Annotated in this window: 14 protein-coding genes; 7 read left to right on the forward strand and 7 right to left on the reverse strand. The window is 63.3% G+C overall.

Annotated features, from left to right (window positions below; translation table 11 throughout):
• Positions 1–8: 8 nt before the first annotated feature.
• The 3 genes from sufC to FFI89_RS19255 form a co-directional block, all read right to left on the reverse strand.
• Positions 9–761: a Fe-S cluster assembly ATPase SufC gene (sufC, locus tag FFI89_RS19245; protein WP_138829272.1), complete on the reverse strand. Its 753-nt coding sequence runs from the start codon at positions 759–761 to the stop codon at positions 9–11.
• Positions 762–883: 122 nt separating this feature from the next.
• On the reverse strand, positions 884–2,365 hold the full coding sequence (gene sufB, locus FFI89_RS19250; protein WP_138829273.1) for a Fe-S cluster assembly protein SufB: 1,482 nt from the start codon (positions 2,363–2,365) through the stop codon (positions 884–886).
• An 87-nt stretch (positions 2,366–2,452) separates the two neighbouring features.
• Positions 2,453–3,610: a cysteine desulfurase family protein gene (locus tag FFI89_RS19255; protein WP_138829274.1), complete on the reverse strand. Its 1,158-nt coding sequence runs from the start codon at positions 3,608–3,610 to the stop codon at positions 2,453–2,455.
• Between the two features lie 275 nt (positions 3,611–3,885).
• Here FFI89_RS19255 and FFI89_RS19260 point away from each other — a divergent pair, with 275 nt between their 5' ends.
• Positions 3,886–4,533 carry an alpha/beta hydrolase gene (locus FFI89_RS19260; protein ID WP_074829094.1) on the forward strand — a complete coding sequence of 216 codons (648 nt, stop codon included), beginning with the start codon at positions 3,886–3,888 and terminating at the stop codon, positions 4,531–4,533.
• Positions 4,534–4,547: 14 nt separating this feature from the next.
• The gene (locus FFI89_RS19265; protein WP_138829275.1) at positions 4,548–5,060 is read left to right on the forward strand and encodes a DUF1697 domain-containing protein; all 513 of its coding nucleotides are present in this window, start codon (positions 4,548–4,550) and stop codon (positions 5,058–5,060) included.
• A 3-nt stretch (positions 5,061–5,063) separates the two neighbouring features.
• Here FFI89_RS19265 and FFI89_RS19270 read toward each other — a convergent pair whose 3' ends face one another.
• Together FFI89_RS19270 and FFI89_RS19275 are read right to left on the reverse strand one after the other, a co-directional pair.
• Positions 5,064–5,738, reverse strand: coding sequence for a glutathione S-transferase family protein (locus FFI89_RS19270; protein WP_138829276.1), 675 nt, complete (start codon positions 5,736–5,738; stop codon positions 5,064–5,066).
• 83 nt (positions 5,739–5,821) lie between these two features.
• Entirely contained in the window at positions 5,822–6,922 is a 1,101-nt protein-coding gene (locus FFI89_RS19275) for an anhydro-N-acetylmuramic acid kinase (RefSeq protein ID WP_138829277.1), read from the reverse strand.
• Positions 6,923–7,097: 175 nt separating this feature from the next.
• Between FFI89_RS19275 and tyrS the strand changes: the two genes are divergently transcribed.
• The 3 genes from tyrS to FFI89_RS19290 all read left to right on the forward strand — a co-directional run bounded on the left by tyrS (position 7,098) and on the right by FFI89_RS19290 (position 10,891).
• Positions 7,098–8,351, forward strand: coding sequence for a tyrosine--tRNA ligase (gene tyrS / locus FFI89_RS19280; RefSeq protein WP_138829278.1), 1,254 nt, complete (start codon positions 7,098–7,100; stop codon positions 8,349–8,351).
• A gap of 113 nt (positions 8,352–8,464) precedes the next feature.
• Positions 8,465–9,712 carry an MFS transporter gene (locus tag FFI89_RS19285; protein ID WP_138829279.1) on the forward strand — a complete coding sequence of 416 codons (1,248 nt, stop codon included), beginning with the start codon at positions 8,465–8,467 and terminating at the stop codon, positions 9,710–9,712.
• A gap of 189 nt (positions 9,713–9,901) precedes the next feature.
• On the forward strand, positions 9,902–10,891 hold the full coding sequence (locus FFI89_RS19290) for an ABC transporter substrate-binding protein (protein ID WP_138829280.1): 990 nt from the start codon (positions 9,902–9,904) through the stop codon (positions 10,889–10,891).
• 64 nt (positions 10,892–10,955) lie between these two features.
• On the opposite strand, the gene FFI89_RS19295 is transcribed toward FFI89_RS19290, so the two are convergent.
• Both FFI89_RS19295 and FFI89_RS19305 read right to left on the reverse strand, forming a co-directional pair.
• A complete protein-coding gene (locus FFI89_RS19295; RefSeq protein ID WP_138829281.1) occupies positions 10,956–11,396 on the reverse strand; it encodes a DUF3617 family protein in 441 nt (146 codons plus the stop codon).
• 215 nt (positions 11,397–11,611) lie between these two features.
• On the reverse strand, positions 11,612–15,295 hold the full coding sequence (locus tag FFI89_RS19305; RefSeq protein WP_138829282.1) for a DUF3971 domain-containing protein: 3,684 nt from the start codon (positions 15,293–15,295) through the stop codon (positions 11,612–11,614).
• Between the two features lie 216 nt (positions 15,296–15,511).
• Here FFI89_RS19305 and FFI89_RS19310 point away from each other — a divergent pair, with 216 nt between their 5' ends.
• On the forward strand, positions 15,512–16,300 hold the full coding sequence (locus FFI89_RS19310; protein WP_138835466.1) for a peroxiredoxin: 789 nt from the start codon (positions 15,512–15,514) through the stop codon (positions 16,298–16,300).
• A 107-nt stretch (positions 16,301–16,407) separates the two neighbouring features.
• Complete coding sequence (locus tag FFI89_RS19315) at positions 16,408–17,769, forward strand: M23 family metallopeptidase (RefSeq protein ID WP_168212953.1); 1,362 nt, start codon at positions 16,408–16,410, stop codon at positions 17,767–17,769.
• The last annotated feature ends 106 nt before the right edge of the window (positions 17,770–17,875 follow it).

Consider the following 17,875-nt stretch of genomic DNA (forward strand, 5'->3'; position numbering starts at 1 on the left):
GGAGATGCTCAGGCTGCGTCTTCGAACTGGGCGTAGCCGGAAGCCTCGAGCTCCAGCGCCAGTTCCTTGCCGCCGCTCTTCACGACACGGCCCTTCGACATCACGTGGACGAAATCAGGCACGATGTAGTTGAGCAGCCGCTGGTAATGGGTGATGACGACCATGGCGCGATCGGGCGACCGCAGCGCGTTGACGCCGTCGGCGGCGACCCTGAGCGCGTCGATGTCGAGGCCGGAATCCATTTCATCCAGAATGCACAGGCTGGGCTGGAACAGCGCCATCTGCAGCACTTCGTTGCGCTTCTTCTCGCCGCCGGAGAAGCCGACATTGACGCCGCGCCGGAGCATGTCCTGCGGGATGTTGAGGGAGGCTGCGACCTCGCGCACCTTCTTCAGGAAGTCCGGCGTGGAGAACTCGCTTTCGCCGCGCGCCTTGCGCTGCGCGTTGAGCGCGGTGCGCAGGAAGTTCATGGTGGCGACGCCGGGAATTTCGACCGGATACTGGAACGCCAGGAAAACGCCCTTGGCGGCGCGCTCGTCCGGCGCCATTTCCAAGAGGTTCTCGCCATTGAACAGGATTTCGCCGCCGGTCACTTCGTAGCCCGGCTTGCCGGCGATGACATGCGAGAGCGTCGATTTGCCGGAGCCGTTCGGCCCCATGATCGCGTGCACCTCGCCGCGGTTTACGGTCAGCGACAGCCCGTGGAGAATCTCACGTTCCTCGACACGGACCTGCAGGTTTTTGACTTCAAGTAGTGACATTCAATTTGTCCTTAAGATTTGGAATCTCGTCATTGCGAGGAGCACTTGCGACGAAGCAATCCAGTCTTGTTTTCGTCCAATGGATTGCTTCGCTGCTCTCGCAATGACGGCATCAAGCGCCATCAACCGACGCTTCCCTCCAGCGAGATCGAAATCAGCTTCTGTGCCTCGACCGCGAATTCCATCGGCAGCTGCTGCAGCACGTCCTTGACGAACCCGTTGACCACGAGGCCGACGGCTTCTTCCTGGCTCAAGCCCCGCTGCACGCAATAGAACAGCACGTCCTCGGAAATCTTCGAGGTGGTGGCTTCATGCTCGAACAGCGCCGAGGAATTCTTGGCCTCGATGTAGGGCACGGTGTGTGCGCCGCACTTGTCGCCGATCAGGAGCGAGTCGCAGGCGGTGAAGTTGCGCGCGCCGGTCGCCTTGCGGTGCGCGGTGACGAGGCCGCGATAGGTGTTCTGCGACACGCCGGCGGCGATGCCCTTGGAGATGATCCTCGAGGTCGTGTTCTTGCCGAGATGGATCATCTTGGTGCCGCTGTCGACCTGCTGGTGACCGTTTGAGATCGCGATCGAGTAGAACTCGCCGCGTGAATTGTCGCCGCGCAGGATGCAGCTCGGATATTTCCAGGTGATCGCCGACCCGGTCTCGACCTGGGTCCACGAGATCTTGGAATTTTTGCCGCGGCAGTCGCCGCGCTTGGTGACGAAATTGTAGATGCCGCCCTTGCCTTCGGAATTGCCGGGGTACCAGTTCTGCACCGTCGAATACTTGATCTCGGCGTCATCGTGCGTGACGAGCTCGACCACGGCGGCATGCAACTGGTTCTCGTCGCGCTGCGGTGCGGTGCAGCCTTCGAGGTAGCTGACGTAAGCGCCCTTGTCGGCGATGATCAGCGTGCGCTCGAACTGGCCGGTGTTGCGCTCGTTGATGCGGAAATAGGTCGACAGTTCCATCGGGCAGCGCACGCCCGGCGGCACGTAGACGAACGAGCCGTCGGAGAACACCGCCGAGTTCAACGTCGCGAAATAGTTGTCCGAGGTCGGCACCACGGAACCCAGATACTTCTGCACCAGTTCGGGATGCTCGCGGATCGCCTCCGAGATCGGCATGAAGATCACACCGGCCGCCTTCAGCTCCTTCTGGAACGTGGTCGCGACCGAAACCGAGTCGAACACGGCGTCGACGGCGATTCTGCGCTCGCCTTCCGGCCGTACGACGCCTTCCAGCACCTCGACCTCGCGCAGGGGGATGCCGAGCTTCTCATAGGTCTTCAGGATTTCCGGATCGATCTCGTCCAGCGAGCCGATCTGCTTCTTCGGCTTCGGCGCCGAATAGTAATAGAGATCCTGGTAGTCGATCTTGGGATAGTCGACGCGGGCCCAGGTCGGCTCGGTCATGGTCAGCCAGCGGCGATAGGCCTCCAGACGCCATTCCAGCATCCAGGCCGGCTCGTTCTTTTTCGCGGAAATGAAGCGGACGGTGTCTTCCGATAGCCCCTTGGGGGCCTTGTCGGACTCGATATTGGTCTCAAACCCATATCGATACTGATCGACGTCGATACGCCTGACGCGCTCGACCGTCTCTTGTACGGCAGCCATTCTATCCTCCGCTCGCGGTTTCAAGGACCGCGGTGGATCAATCTCAAGGTCGAAAACGAAGTCCTGACGAAACGCGCTTAGAACGATTCAAGCCGTGTTTCGTCGTCCCCCTCTAAGTAAGGCATCGGCGAGCTTTCGCCAAGCCTCCAGGGTCAGATCGATGTCTGTTTTGGAGGTAGACCAGCCCAGACTGAGCCGCACCGCTCCCTGCGCCAACTCCTTGCCGAACCCCATGGCCGCCAGAACGTGCGAGGGCTGGACCTTGCCGGAGGAGCAGGCGGAACCCGACGATACCGCAATACCGGCAAGGTCGAAGCCGATCACGGCCGTTTCGGCCTTAAGCCCGGGAACCGTGAACAGCGTGGTATTGGGCAGCCGCGGCGCGCCGTCCGAAAATACGATCATCCCGGGGGTCTGCTTCAAACCCCGCTCGAGGCGTTCCCTTAGGGCGCCCAGCCGGATCGAATCGTCAGGCAGGGCTGCGATCGCGGCCCTGGTCGCTGCGCCGAAGGCGGCAATGCCGGCCACGTTCTCGGTGCCGGCCCGGCGCCCCAATTCCTGCCCGCCGCCGCGCAGCAGCGGCTCCAGGCCCTGCACGTCCCCGGCCAGAACCACCGCGCCGACGCCCTTCGGGCCGCCGATCTTGTGCGCGGAAAGCGTGATCAGATCGGCTTTCAATCGATTGATATCAATGGGTATCTTTCCAAAGGCCTGGATCGCATCGACGTGCAGCAGGCCGCCGGCTTCATGCACCAGGTCAGCAATTTCAGAAACCGGCTGAACGGCCCCGGTCTCGTTGTTGGCGAGCATCACCGACGCCAGCGCCGGAGGTTTTCCGGCCAGCGCGGCGCGCAGGTGGTCGAGGTCGACGAGCCCGGAGCCGGTGACCTCGATGGTGCCGATCGACGCCGCCGGAAACCGCCCGCCTGCCAAAACCGAGGTGTGCTCGATGGCGGAGACCAGCAGCCGCTGCACGCCTTGCCCGGTCCCCCGGCGCAAGCCTGGGGTCAGCGCCAGCGCATTGGCTTCGGTGCCGCCGGAGGCAAACACCACGTCCTGCGGTCTGGCCCCGACCGCCGCGGCAATGGCGGCCCGGGCGTCCTCGACCAGCCGTCGGGCCTGACGGCCTTCGGTATGGACCGAGGACGGATTGCCGCTGAACTCCCACGCGGCCGTCATCGCCTGCTTCGCCTCGGGGCGCAGCGGTGTGGTCGCATTCCAGTCGAGATAGACCCGGTCAGGCATTTCCGTACAATATTACCTTTATTGCGAGCCGCGGGACCCGTCACCGTTCGCCCGCACCCGTCATTCGCACCATCGCAATTGGGGAGCGCGCCGTCTTCCGCAATCCCGAGCTAACGTCTTGAACCCGCTTCGAGATGTTCAAGATGCTTGCTTTTTGCCCCTCGCCTCATGCTAGAAGGCGGCCACCAGTTCACGGGAAGCGCCGCTCGCGCATCGCCCAACGACGCCCGATCATCGTTCTCCGCCAGATCGCGTCCGTTGCCTAGGGATCATCAATGCCTGAAGTTATTTTCACCGGCCCCGCAGGCCGCCTCGAGGGTCGTTATCACCCGGCCAAGCAGAAGAACGCGCCGATCGCGATGATCCTGCATCCGCATCCGCAGTTTCACGGCACGATGAATCACCAGATCGTCTACCAGTGCTACTACGCGTTCGCGCATCGCGGCTTCTCGGTGCTGCGTTTCAATTTCCGCGGCGTCGGCCGCAGCCAGGGCTCGTTCGATCACGGCACCGGCGAGTTGTCGGATGCGGCCTCGGCGCTCGACTGGGCGCAGACCATCAACCCCGAAGCGCGCGCCTGCTGGGTCGCGGGCTTTTCGTTTGGCGCCTGGATCGGCATGCAGCTCCTGATGCGCCGGCCCGAGGTCGAGGGTTTTATTTCGATCGCGCCGCCCGCCAACCTCTATGACTTCTCCTTCCTCGCGCCCTGCCCGTCGTCCGGCCTGATCGTGCATGGCGAAAAGGACGCGGTGGTGCCGCCGAAGGACGTCAACACGCTGGTCGAGAAGCTGAAGACCCAGAAGGGCATCGTCATCGACCAGCAGATCATCCCCGGCGCCAACCATTTCTTCGACGGCAAGCTGCAGCCGCTGATGGAAACGGTCACCGGCTATCTCGACATGCGGCTCGCCAACGTCCGCTAGCGACTGGGTTTGCCGTGGCCGCCTTCATTGCCTTGCTTCGTGCGGTGAATGTCGGCGGCACCGGCAAGCTGCCGATGACCGAGTTGAAGGCGATGTGCGAAGCGCTCGGCTTTGCCGGCGTCCGCACCTATATCGCCAGCGGCAATGTGGTCTTCACCAGCCGCAAATCCGAAGCCGCCGTGAAGAAGGCGCTGGAAGCGCAACTTGAAAGCTACGCCGGCAAGCCGGTCGGCGTCATGGTCCGCTCAGTCAGCGAGATGCAGGCCGTGCTGGCGGACAATCCATTTCCGAAGGCGCCCGCCAACCGCACCGTCGCGGTGTTTCTTGATTCCCCGCCGCCCGCCGACACGCTCAAAGCCGTCAAAGGCCGCAAGGACGAAGAGATCGGCCTCGGCCGCCGCGAGATCTACATCCATTACGGCGACGGCATGGGACAATCGAAACTGGTCGTCCCCGCCGCAAAGGCCGGAACCGCGCGCAACATGAACACCGTTGCCGCGCTCGCCAAGATCGCCGGCGAATTGTAGCGTTCACGCCGCCGCGCGCGCCTGCAACCCCGACAGCCATGACTTCCGCCGCTCGATGAAGTCGCGCAGCAGCACCGGATAATCCGCCCTCACCGCCGATCGCACCGACGGTCGCTCGGCCAGGTTCTTGCGCCAGCGCGCCAGCTTCGGTTTGCCGGCGAGAATGCCGAAGTCGGCGATGGTGTCGAACACATCGAAATAGCGAAACACCGGCCCGAACACCGCGTCGACCAGCGAAAATTCCTCGCCGTCGAACCACGGCGACGCAGCGACGCGGGCTTCGAGTCGCGCAAACTTCTGTTCCAGTTGAGTTGCCTTCGTCGTGAAGGTGGCTTCGTCGACGGCCGAATAGAAACTTGCGATGTCATTGAGCACGGCCGAACCGAACTCGATCCAGCCGCGATGCTCCGCGCGGGTCAGCGCGTTGGCGGGATGTAGCGGCCTGGGCTGGGTCTCTTCCAGATATTCGAGGATGACGGCGGACTCGAAGATCGCGATGTCGCCGACCTGCAGCACCGGCGTCTTGCCGAGCGGCGACAGCGCCAGGAACCAGTCCGGCTTGTTGGCGAGATCGATATCGATCCGCTCGAATTCGACGCCCTTTTCGGTGAGCGCGATCACCGCGCGCTGCACATAAGGACAAAGCTTGTGGCTGATCAGTTTCAGCGCCGCGACCATGACCGCTCCTCGCATTCAATGCAGACGCATCAAATTAGATGCACCTGCATTGAACAGTCAAGATCGATGCAATGGCATCTGCTTCACGGTCGCGCGATGACCCCGCCGGTCATGGGAATCGGCACCCCTGTGGTGGCGGGGTAGCTCAGCGGCAGGCCCTTCAGGCCGCGCGCGGCGAGGAAACCGAACGCCTGCGCCTCGATCGCGTCCGAGGCCCAGCCCAGCGTGTCGGCGGCCTCGACGGTCGCGGGCTGCAGCCGCTCGCGCAGCATCCGCAGCATGGTCAGGTTGCGGGCGCCGCCGCCGGCCACGATCCAGCTCTTCGGCTCCTTGGGCAGCAGCGGCACAATCCGGGCGATCGCTTCCGCGGTGAACGCGGTCAGGGTCGCAGCGCCGTCGGCAGGCGGCATGTCGCCGAGCTTGAGCGAGGCAAAGTCGTTGCGGTCGAGCGATTTCGGCGGCGGCAGCCTGAAGAACGGCATGTCCAGCGCCCGCTTGATCCAGGCCACATCGACCCTGCCCTGGGCGCCGATCCGGCCCTCGCAATCGAAGCCCTGGTTCAGGGTGCGGAACATGTGGTCGTCCAGCAGCGCATTGCCGGGCCCGGTATCGCAGGCGATCAGCGTGTCGCCGTCGATATAGGTGATGTTGGAGACGCCGCCGATATTAACCACGACGATCGGCCCCTCACGCTGCAGCGACTGCGCCAGCGCCCGGTGATAGACCGGCACAAACGGTGCGCCCTGCCCGCCGGCTTCGACGTCGGCGGCGCGGAAATCGTGCATGACCGGGATATGGATCGCCTTGGCAAGCGCCAGCGCGTCGCCGATCTGCACGGTCAGCCGGCGCTCGGGCCGGTGCAGCACGGTCTGGCCGTGAAAGCCGACGATATCGATATCGGAAAAGGCGATGCGGTGCTGCGCGACAAAGGCCACCACCGCCTCGGCATGGGCCGTCGTGACGGCGAGCTCGGCCTGCCGCAGGCAACCCGGCCGGGCATTGCGCTCCGGCAGGTCGACCGCCTCATACAGCGCCTGGCGCAGCAGGCTGCGCTCGGATTCGGTGTAGGGCCGGTATCCGGACGGTCCGAAGGCGGTCACCCGGCGGCCGTCGGTTTCGATCAAGGCGACGTCCACCCCGTCGAGGGAGGTGCCGCTCATCAGACCAATTGCCGTCAACATCATCGTCGTCGTGCCTTCGCAGCGCCCTGCTCGATTCGTCCCGCCGACGACGACCAGCTTGTGCCAAACACACACATCTTATAATGCCACAGCGGCGCGATTACGGCAGCTCGTTCCGCTATGGTTCCCCGGATTGCTACAATTACCGTGAAAATAGAATGATCAGAGTCGCACACCAATGACGGCATTTAAATCAGATTTCCTGAACATCCTCCAGGAACGCGGTTTCATCCATCAATGTTCCGACTTCGACGGCCTCGACGCGCTGGCCGCCAAGGGCGAGGCCATCGCCTATGTCGGCTACGACTGCACCGCGCCGTCGCTGCACATCGGCAACTACCTCACCATGATGATGCTGCACTGGCTGCAGGAGAGCGGCAACAAGCCGATCACGCTGATGGGCGGCGGCACCACCATGGTCGGCGACCCCTCCGGCAAGGATGAATCGCGCGCGATCCGCACCATTGCGGAAATCGAGGCCAACAAGGCTTCGATCCGCGGCGTGTTTTCCAAGGTGCTGCGCTACGGCACCGGCCACAGCGACGCGATCATGCTGGATAATGCCGAGTGGCTGACCAAGCTGAACTGGATCGAGATGCTGCGCGACATCGGCCGGCATTTCTCCGTCAACCGCATGCTGACGATGGACTCGGTGCGCCTGCGGCTCGAACGCGAGCAGGAGATGAGCTTCATCGAGTTCAACTACATGGTCTGCCAGGCCTACGACTTCGTCGAGCTGTCGCGGCGCACCGGCTGCCGCCTGCAGATGGGCGGCTCCGATCAATGGGGCAACATCGTCAACGGCGTCGATCTCGGCCGCCGCATGGGCACGCCACAACTGTTCGCGCTGACGACCCCGCTCTTGACCACCGCCTCCGGCGCCAAGATGGGCAAGACCGCGCAAGGCGCGGTCTGGCTCAACGCCGACCAGTTCTCGCCCTATGACTTCTGGCAGTACTGGCGCAACGCCGAGGACGCCGACGTCGTGAAATTCCTCAAGCTGTTCACGATCCTGCCGATGAGCGAGATCGCGAAGTTGGCGGCACTTCAAGGCGGCGAGATCAACGAGGCCAAGAAGATTTTGGCGACGGAAGCGACCGCGCTGCTGCACGGCCGCGACGCCGCCAACACCGCATCCGAAACCGCGCGGCAAACCTTTGAGCAAGGCGCAATCTCGGAATCCCTCCCCACGGTGGATATTCCGCGCGGCGAACTCGAAGCCGGGATTGGCGTTCTCGCGGCCTTCGTCAAGGCCGGCCTCGTCGCGTCGAACGGCGAGGCGCGCCGGCAGATCAAGGGCGGCGGCCTGCGCGTCAACGACGCCGTCGTCGCGGACGAGAAGATGATGCTGACGCCGTCACAGCTGACGCCGGAAGGCGTCATCAAGCTGTCGATGGGCAAGAAGAAGCACATCCTGCTCAAGGCTGCATAGGCGTATTCGTTTTTGACCCTTGTCGGGACATGCGGAAACGCGCTCCCTACAAGCGCGATCAGCAAAAGTGGACTTCCGGTTTTGCGTCCGATCGCGCTTAAAAAAGCAGGTCGATGGACAAGAATACGCCAGCGGAGGAACTCACGGCGAAGCCGCTCAAGCCGGGGCGCGTGGCGCTCAATGTGCTGGCGTTGTGCTTCATGCTGTCCGTGCTCGGCCGCGGTCTCGGCGAGAGCTTTACGGTTTTCCTCAAGCCGATCTCGGAAGATTTCGGCTGGGACCGCGCCCAGGTAGTGTCGGTCTATTCGCTGACCTGGCTGGCCGGCGGCCTGATGGCGCCGCTGGTCGGCCGGCTGTTCGACCGCTCCGGCCCCCGCATGGTCTACGCGCTGGGCCTGGCCCTGCTCGGCGGATCCTTCCTGGTCGCTTCCCACGCGCAAACGCTCTGGCAGTTCCAGCTCAGCGTCGGCCTCTGTGTCGGCCTCGGCATTGCGTTCATCGGCAACGTCCCGAACTCGATCCTGCTCGGTCGCTGGTTCGGCCCGCGGCTGCCGACCGCGATGGCGATCCTCTATTCGGCGACCGGCGCCGGCATTCTGGTGCTGCTGCCGGCGTCGCAGATGCTGATCGACCGGATCGGCTGGCGCGACGCCTATCAACTGTTCGGCGCGGTGGCGCTGTGCCTGCTGGTGCCGCTGCTGCTGATGCCGTGGCGGCTGTTTGCCAGCGGCTCGCCGCACATCGCCAAGAAAGCCGATCCGGACTTCGTCGACGCCGGCTGGACGCTCGTCAGCGCGGTGCGCCACCACGCATTCTGGGCGCTGTTTGCCACCTTCTTCTTCACAGCGGTCGCGATGTACGCGATCACCGCGCAGATCGTCGCCTACCTGATCGATGCCGGATTCCCGCCGCTGCAGGCCGCGACCGCCTGGGGCTTTTCCGGCATCGTGCTGCTGTTCGGCATGCTCGGCATTTCCACGCTCGACGGCCTGATCGGCCGGCGACCGTCGGTGTTGTTCAGCTACGGCGTCTCCATCGTCGGGATCGGCCTGCTCTGGCTCCTGCAATATTACCCGAACTACTGGCTCTTGACCGGCTTCGTCGTCTGCTTCGGCAGCATGATCGGCTCGCGCGGTCCGCTGATCACGGCGACCGCGCTGAACATCTTTCGCGGCGAACGGGTCGGCACCATCTACGGCACCATCTCGATCGGCAGCGGTCTCGGATCGGGACTGGGTTCGTGGAGCGGCGGCCTGATCCACGACTGGACCCACAGCTACAACGCGCTGTTTGCCTTCGCGCTGGTCAATGTGGTGCTGGGGTTGATTCCATTTTTGGTCGTCCCCGCACTGCGGCGATAGCCGATCCCGTGAATAGGCCTCGGGTGCTGACTTATGAGCGCGTAACCAAATTCGGATTCCGGAGGGACCGGAAGTTATTGGCAGACCGTCAAAATGACGCGCAGGACCCAGAGCTGAAATCGGATCGCTTGGACCTGTGCCGAAAACTTGCATAAGGTCCCTTGAGGATGTCGGGGAGCGTGATCGGAAATGCGGCGACGCGAGTTCATCGCACTTTCTGGCGGGGCGGTTGCGGCTTGGCCGCTGGCTGCACGGGCGCAGCGGTCCGGGCAGCCGCGCCGGATCGGGATGCTAATTGCGAGTGAAGCGGACGAACCTCTGGTCCGATCGCGCGTCGCTGCATTTCGACAGGGGTTGAACGATCTTGGATGGATCGAGGGCGGAAATCTTCAAATCGAGTATCGTTGGACCGGTAACGACCCGGAGCGTACCCAACGCTGCGTGTCGGAACTTGTCATGTTGGCGCCGGAAGCGATTCTGTCTCACTCGCCCCCCGCGACGTCGGCATTGAGCAAGGCGACGCAATCAATTCCAATCGTTTTTGTCCAGATTACGGACCCGGTCGGCGCCGGTCTTGTGGCTAACCTTGCGCATCCCGGCGCCAATGTTACGGGATTTACGACGTTTGAATTTTCGATGGGTACCAAGTGGCTCGACCTGTTGAAGGGAATTTTCCCGAAACTTGCGCGGGTCGCGGTCATGCAAAATGAGAAAAGCCCGACGTGGTCCGGCCAGTTGCAGGCCGTCGAAGCAGTTGCTCCCTCGTTCGGAATACAAATAACTCCCGCGGGCGTGGAGAATGCTGCCGATATCGAACGATCCATCGCTGAGATCGGCAGCGAGAAGAATGGCGGCCTCATGATCATGCCTGACAGCATTACGCTTATCCATCGGAAATTGATCGTGTCGCTAGCCGAGCGATATCATCTGCCGGCGATCTATCCGTTCCGGTATTTCCCGGAGGATGGCGGCCTCATATCCTATGGGATTGACCTCGCCGATGTCTGGCGCCGCGGGGCGGGCTATATCGATCGCATCCTCAAAGGCTCGGCGGCGGGCGATCTTCCGGTTCAACAGCCGACCAAATTCGAGCTTGTGATCAACCTCAAGACAGCAAAGGCGCTTGGCCTCGAAATCCCGCCCACGCTCTTGGCCCGCGCCGACGAGGTGATCGAGTAGCGCGGTCGGCTTCCGTTGTTAGCGTCACCTTTCCAAGCGGGCCTAACAACACGCTATCCACGCGTCACTGCTGGCATTCGCCCACACGCTCGCCTTCTATTTCCGTTTTTACGTCGCTGATCAACTGCCCGGCCATCCGGCCCTTGCTGCTGACCGTAGCCGTGTAGTGGGACGGACTATCGAAGTTGAAACTGCCCAGGACATCGAGATCCAGCTGTCCCTTGCATTGCAAATGCCACTTCAGAGTTCTTCCCGCGATTTCGCTTTCTGCCGGTTCACATGTCGAATTGACGGTGCCGCTCACCGGGCCAAAGGTTTTGGCGACGTCGCCGGCTTGTTCGGGACTGAGACAACGCGCTTTCACCCCAGACGGCGTGGTTGCACCGTTCATCACCGTAGTTGACGTAACTTTCCATTGCCCGGGTTCGATCGCCAAGTCGGATGCTTCGGCTGAAACGATCAGCACCGGGAGTGCGCACAACAATGTCATTCCGAACCTGGTCATTTGCGTCTCTTTCAAGGGGGAAATGCGCGTTCACGCAGCTAAAATGCGAGGTGGCATTTATCCGCCGTCATTCCGGGATGGTCCGCAGGACCAGACCTCAGGGGTGCAACTGCACCCCGGGGAATCTCGAGATTCTCAGATGTGCAATTGCACATCGTAGTTCGATGCTTCGCATCGCCCCGGAATGACAGTTGCGAGAAGCGCAAGCGACACCACTAATTATTCGGCGGCAACTCGATCGGGTTGTTCTGCTTGCCGGTGTTGAACTCGAAGATCTTGCGCAGCACGCCGGGGGCCATCGCCGAGATCGGGTTGACGCGCATCACCGGTTGGGCCGGCGTGCCAACGACTTCATAGGTCACGCCGATCAGGCCTTCATTGCTGCCGCCGCCGAGGAAAAGTCCAAGCACCGGAATCTGGCCGAACATGTTGTTCAGCCCGTACATCGGAACGAAGGTGCCGCTCATCCGGACCTGGTTGCTGACGCTATCAATACTGCCTTCGATGGTCGCACCGATGGCCGGACCTTTCACAACGCCGTCCCGGATCGTCAGCTGACCGCTCTGCCGGGTGAACTCGGCGCGCAAGGCCGAAAACGACACGCTGCCCTGGCTGCCCGGCGTTCCGCCCGCGGCCACGCGCTCGAGCGAAGCCTCCCCCTTGATGGAGAAGTCGCGAACATTGATCAGGCCTTCTTTGGGGTTGGCTTCCGGCGTCGGCGGCTCCATCGCCAGCGTGAGCTGACCGCCGACGATCTTCGAATAGAAGTCGTTGAAGCGGAAGAACGCGCCGGCGTCATTGGTTTGCAGGACAATCACGTCGCGGCCCTGCCCTTGCCCACGACCGCGCAAATCCGCCGTCAGTGGCGTATCGCGCCCGACCTTGCCGGTGATTGCAAAGGCCTTGATGATGCCGTTGCGCCGGGAGAATTTGGCATCGACGCTGCGCAAGGCCTCGCCGTTGAAACCTGCGACCGCGCCGAGCTTGAGATCGACATCAAAGTCGATGTTCTTGATCTTGCTCTTGGCATCGGCCTCCTTGCCGGAGATCGCCGATTTGAGGAAGCCGCGGCCGTCGAACACGTCGCCGCGCATGGTGACCTTGACGACGCCGTCGGCGCCGCGTTCGGCCTTCAGCGTCGTCTTGTCGCCTTCCGATGGCGCGTAAGTCGGGAAGTTCGCATTCAACAAGTCGCCGTTCTGATCGATTTCAAGCGATCCCTTGATCGAGACGCCGCCGCCGTCGACGACAATGTCCTGGAACAGGGTCGACTGCTCCTTCTTCACCACCGTGAAGGTCGCCTTGCCGGACTTGCCGGGTACCTTGACCCAGCCCGGCAGGATGTTGTCGAGCCTCAACGAGGTCAGATCGGCCTCGATGCCGACCTTGCTGTCGTGATCGCCGATCTTGCCGATCAGCTTGATCGGGATGGCCCCGGAGACGGCGGATCCAAGGTCGAGCCCAAGGCGTGCGCGACTGGCGTCATCGAGCGTCGCCTGCAATTTGACATCGGCGTCGCCCTCGTTGGCCTTGCGGTAATCCAGCGAGGCCGCCTGACCGTTGATCTTGACGTCACCCTTGACCTGATAGCCGGCGTTGTTGGCGACCACCTTCAGCGTGCTGGCTTCCATCTTCTGGTTCATCACCAGCTTGTCGGCGGCAAATCCGCCGACGTCGGCCGTGACGGTATAGGTGGTATCGGCCTTGGTCAGCGCCCCCTTGACCGGCATCGCCAGCGTGATCGTGGCGGCCACCGTTCCCTTGCTGCTGTTCGGGTCGACCAGGGTACCGGAAAGGTCGCTGATGCGGTCGGAGGCGAGAATCTCGGCGGCGGCGGGCACCGGACAATCGACCTTGAACTTGACCCGCGAGGGCGACGGCTTCGGCGCCATGTCCGGCACCTCGAAGGTGAAATCCGAAATATTGATCTTGCGACCACCGGGGGTGTCGGCGATGCCCTGCCCGATCGTCACCGTAGCAGTTCGTCCGGTCACCCGCGCTTTCAAATCGGCATCGCGAACCGACGGCATTTCGTCGACCGGACGCACGGTGACGCCGGAGGCGACGATGTTGACGGACAGGCCGTCATCCGGAATCGGCGGGCCCTTGCGCGACAGGTTGCGCACCGGCGAATTGACGCCGACCTCGATGCGCTGGAGCGTGCCGCGCTCGATCCGCTCAATCACCCATTCGCGTACTTCGGGCACGATCAGGATCGGCCAGATCCGCTTCAGCGCCGACGCCGACATCGGCGTTCCCGCGAAGCCGAGTTGAAGGCGCGCTTCTGCGGAATAGTCGATGCTGCCGGTACCGGCGATACCGATCTCGCCATTGCTGATATCGGCCTGGGTCAGCAGCACACGCTTCTTGTCGGTGTCGAACCGTAGCCCGATCGCGATGCGGTTGAAGATCAGCGGTTGTTCGTTGTCGTTGCCGGCCAGCACGATGGTGCCGCCGCTCAGGCCGGCCTGCCAGTCCGTGACATTGCCGTTCGGCGGTTCGAGATGGGCGAGCAGCGTGACCCGGTTCGCGCCGGAAACGATCTTGAACGGCGCCACCAGCACGCGCCGGCCGGAATCCCATTCGACGTTCATCTCGGCCGAATCGATCGCCATCGGATAATCGGGCGTGTCGGTATCGATGATGTGGCCTGCGCCGGCGAGGATCTTGCCGCGGAAATAGGTCGGCAGGCCGTCGCGGCCGAGTTCGCCCTTCAGTTCGCCGGATAGCGGCAGGTCGGTGGTGTAGGTGAGATCCTTGACCCGCATCGCCAGCAGGATGTTGGCGGCCGGCACCTTGTCGGCGCGAAGATCGACCGATCGAACGCCGTTCTGCTGCGGACCGATCACCACCCGCAGCGACCATGGGCGGGCGCCCTCCTCGCCAAGGCTCAGCGCGACCCCGCCGCCGCTTGGGCGGCGCATGCTGAGGCTGATGTTCTCGAAGGTCCACTTGTTGCCGCGCTGCTGGTCGTCGACGACCAGATTGCCGTTCTTCAAACCGATCTCGTTGAGGTTCTGTCCGTCGAGACCGGTCAGGCTCAGGCTGTCGAGCCAGTCGAGCCCGGCCAGCAATCCATTCGGCGCGCTATCGGGCGGCGCAGCGCCGGCGGCGGGCGCCGCGCTCTGGCGGGGGAATGTGGGCGCGATGCCGGCATCGCGCTTCGAGGTAACGCCGGTGGCGAGCGGCTTGGCCGTGTCGCCGGCCGACACCGACACCTGGCCGTCGGGCGTAATGCGTACCGCGAGTTCGGCATCCACCAGATTGAGGCTCTCGGCACGGAGCCGCCCCATCAGAAGCGCGGTGCCGGACAGTCTCACCTCGGCCTTCGGCGCCGTGGCGACGACGGCGTGATCACGGTCGCGCACCACGATGTCGCGGATGCGGACCGCGATCCGGATTCGGCCGGCGCGCTCGATCTGTGTACCGCCGACCTCGACCGTATTGCCGTTGCCGATATTGTCCTCGATCGCAGCCGCAAGCCACGGCGTCGCCATGTCGAGGTTGATTGGGCCGGCGCCGAGCCGCCACCACAGCCCGCCGAAACAGCTGGCGAAGATCACCGCCAGTACTGCAACGACGACCGCGATGCGCTTGACCCAGCGCCCGCCCGAAACCCACCGATTGATGGCCGTGAAATTGTCGCCGATCCGGTGAAAGCCGGAATTGGAACGGGACAGCAGCCGCCGCGCGCGGTGCCCCGCCGCCTCGTCGTTCTCCGGATCCCAGCCGGTCTCATCATCCCATTGCGAGATTTGAGCCTCAGCACGCGGATTCGACCCTCCAGCAGATCCTTGGGGCGAAATTTTCCTAGCCATTGCCTCTCGGTGCCGGCGCTGAGGTTGATCGCTGCCAAGGGCGCACTCTTCGATAGGTATCGAGCGCTCCTGTGCCGGCATCGCTGCCAATCCTCGATTAATACTGTTACTCGTGATCGGGCCCAAGGATTCTTTGGGATGCCGCTTCACCGAGCGGACGGGTGGTGCGTCGAATTTCTTGTAACCATACTCCGAGGTCATCAAACTTGCCCAGCAGTCGGAGCGAATCCGACGGCCCGGGACGACACCCGCAATAGCCTAATGATTGAGCTCCGGAAAGCGACGAAAGGAAGGCGTATGTCCAAGAAAACGCGCAAGAAATCCTCCAAGAAATCCCTCCCGCAATCGAGCAAGACATCCGCCGGAAAGCCCGCCGCAACGAAGCCTGTCCGCGCCTCCGCCAAGGCCGCGGTCAAAACCAAGGCCAGCACAACGGCCAAGGCAAAGGCCAAAGCCAGCAAAGCGGTCGCCAAAAAATCTCCCAAACCCGCCAAAACGGCCGCAGCCAAAGGCAAAGCGGCGGCGGTTAAAGAATCGCACAAGCCGGCCTCGAAACCGTTAAAATCCAACCCATCGCCCGCTCAAAAGCCCGCCGCGCCAAAGCCGGAACCGGCTGCGGCCGCGATCGAAGGCGCCAAGGCGCCCGGCTTCCGGCTGCCCCGCGACGGCGGCGACAGCGTCTCGCTGGCCGACTATGCCGGACAGAAGCTCGTGCTGTTTTTCTACCCCCGGGCTGACACCCCCGGCTGTACCCGGGAGGCAATCGACTTCACCCGCCTGAAGGACGTCTTCACCGCCGCGGAAACCGCGGTGCTCGGCATCTCGGCCGACACCGTGAAGGCCCAGGAGTCCTTCCGGAACAAGCATCAGCTCGCCATTCCCCTGATTTCTGATGAGCAGCATGAGATGCTGGAGGCCTATGGCGCCTGGGGCGAAAAATCCATGTACGGCAGGAGCTTCATGGGAATCATTCGGACGACGGTTCTGATCGGCGCCAACGGCCGGATCGCCAAAATCTGGCGCCACGTCCGCGTCGACGGCCACGCCGACGAGGTCCTCGCCGCCGCCCGTGAGCTGACGAGCTAGCGCCCTGCATTCATGGTTCCATTTCCCAAATATTAACCATGAAAGGGTCAAATCGGCACCACAAATGAGGCCGTCCGGAATCATCTCCGATCGGCGCGGGAGTGCCGATGTCGTACCGTACGGGTCATTATTCCGACCATCATCACCCTCATGACCACGGCCGGGCGCAAACCCGCCGGCCGGTGGCGCAGGCTGCGGTCGCGAATCAGGCCACGGCGGCGAGTAACGGTTATGCCATCGTCCACGCCGGCAAGCAGGTCCGATTCGGGCCGGTGGTGTTCTGGATCGTGGTCGGCACCATCGTCGTGCTCGGCATGTGGTCGGCCGCGACCGCGACTTATTTTGCGTTTCGCGACGACGTCCTGACCCGGCTGATCGCCCGCCAGGCCGAGATGCAATACGCCTATGAAGACCGCATCGCCGAATTGCGGTCCAAGGTCGATCGCACCACGAGCCGGCAGTTGCTGGATCAGGAGCAGTTCGACCAGAAGCTCGATCAGATCATGCGGCGCCAGACCGCACTGGAATCCCGCGCTACCGCACTCGGAGCGATGCCGGATACCACGGCGACCGGCTCGATCCGGCCGCAGGCCCGTACCGGCGCGGCAGATCAGCAGCCCGCCTCCGGCACGCCAAAACCCTCCCCGATCAGCGACACCGTGATCTTCGTGGCGCCGCCGGATCGCGAAGCCCGCCTCGAATCGCGCGCGCCCGTCATCGCCAAGGCGCAGCCGAACCAGTTCGCCAAGGTCCAGGGCGTCGACAACGTCCTGGTCCGCCTGCAGACCTCGCTCGATTCGGTCGAGCGACGTCAGATGGCCGCGCTGAGCGCGGTCGAGGACGGCATGGAATCGCGTGTTCGCCGGATGCGCGGCGTCTTCACCGATCTCGGCCTCGACATGGCGCAACTGGAAGGCGCTACGCCGCGCGCCGCCGTCGGCGGCCCATTCGTGCCGGTAAAACTGTCGGCCGACGCCGGCCCGTTCGAACGTCAGCTCTATCGGATCAACACCACCCGCGCCCAGGTCGAACGTCTCAACCGGACACTGGCGCTGGTGCCGTATCGCAAGCCCGTTATCGGCGAGGTCGAGTTCACCTCCGGCTTCGGCGTCCGCAGTGACCCCTTCCTCGGCCGCCCGGCGATGCACACCGGCCTCGATTTCCGCGCCCAAATGGGCGATCCCGTGCGCGCGACCGCGAACGGCAAGGTGGTGTCATCGGGATGGGCCGGCGGCTATGGCCGGATGGTCGAGATCGATCATGGCAACGGGCTCTCGACCCGCTACGGCCATCTGTCGGAAATCGGCGTCAAGGTCGGCGATATCATCAAGATCGGACAGGTGATCGGCGCGGTCGGTTCGACCGGCCGCTCCACCGGGCCGCATCTGCATTACGAAACGCGGATCGACGGCGACGCGGTCGATCCGCAGAAGTTTTTGCGCGCCGGCGTGCGGCTTAGCGCGGGCTGAAAACGCAAAATCGCGAAAACAACCCCATGCAAAGTAGAATGGTACGCGAAAAAAGCCCGCGTCGCACCCCGACCTGATCTGATCCCGCTCTAGAGTCCCGTTCCGA

Source organism: Bradyrhizobium sp. KBS0727, assembly GCF_005937885.2.
Taxonomy (GTDB): Bacteria; Pseudomonadota; Alphaproteobacteria; order Rhizobiales; family Xanthobacteraceae; genus Bradyrhizobium.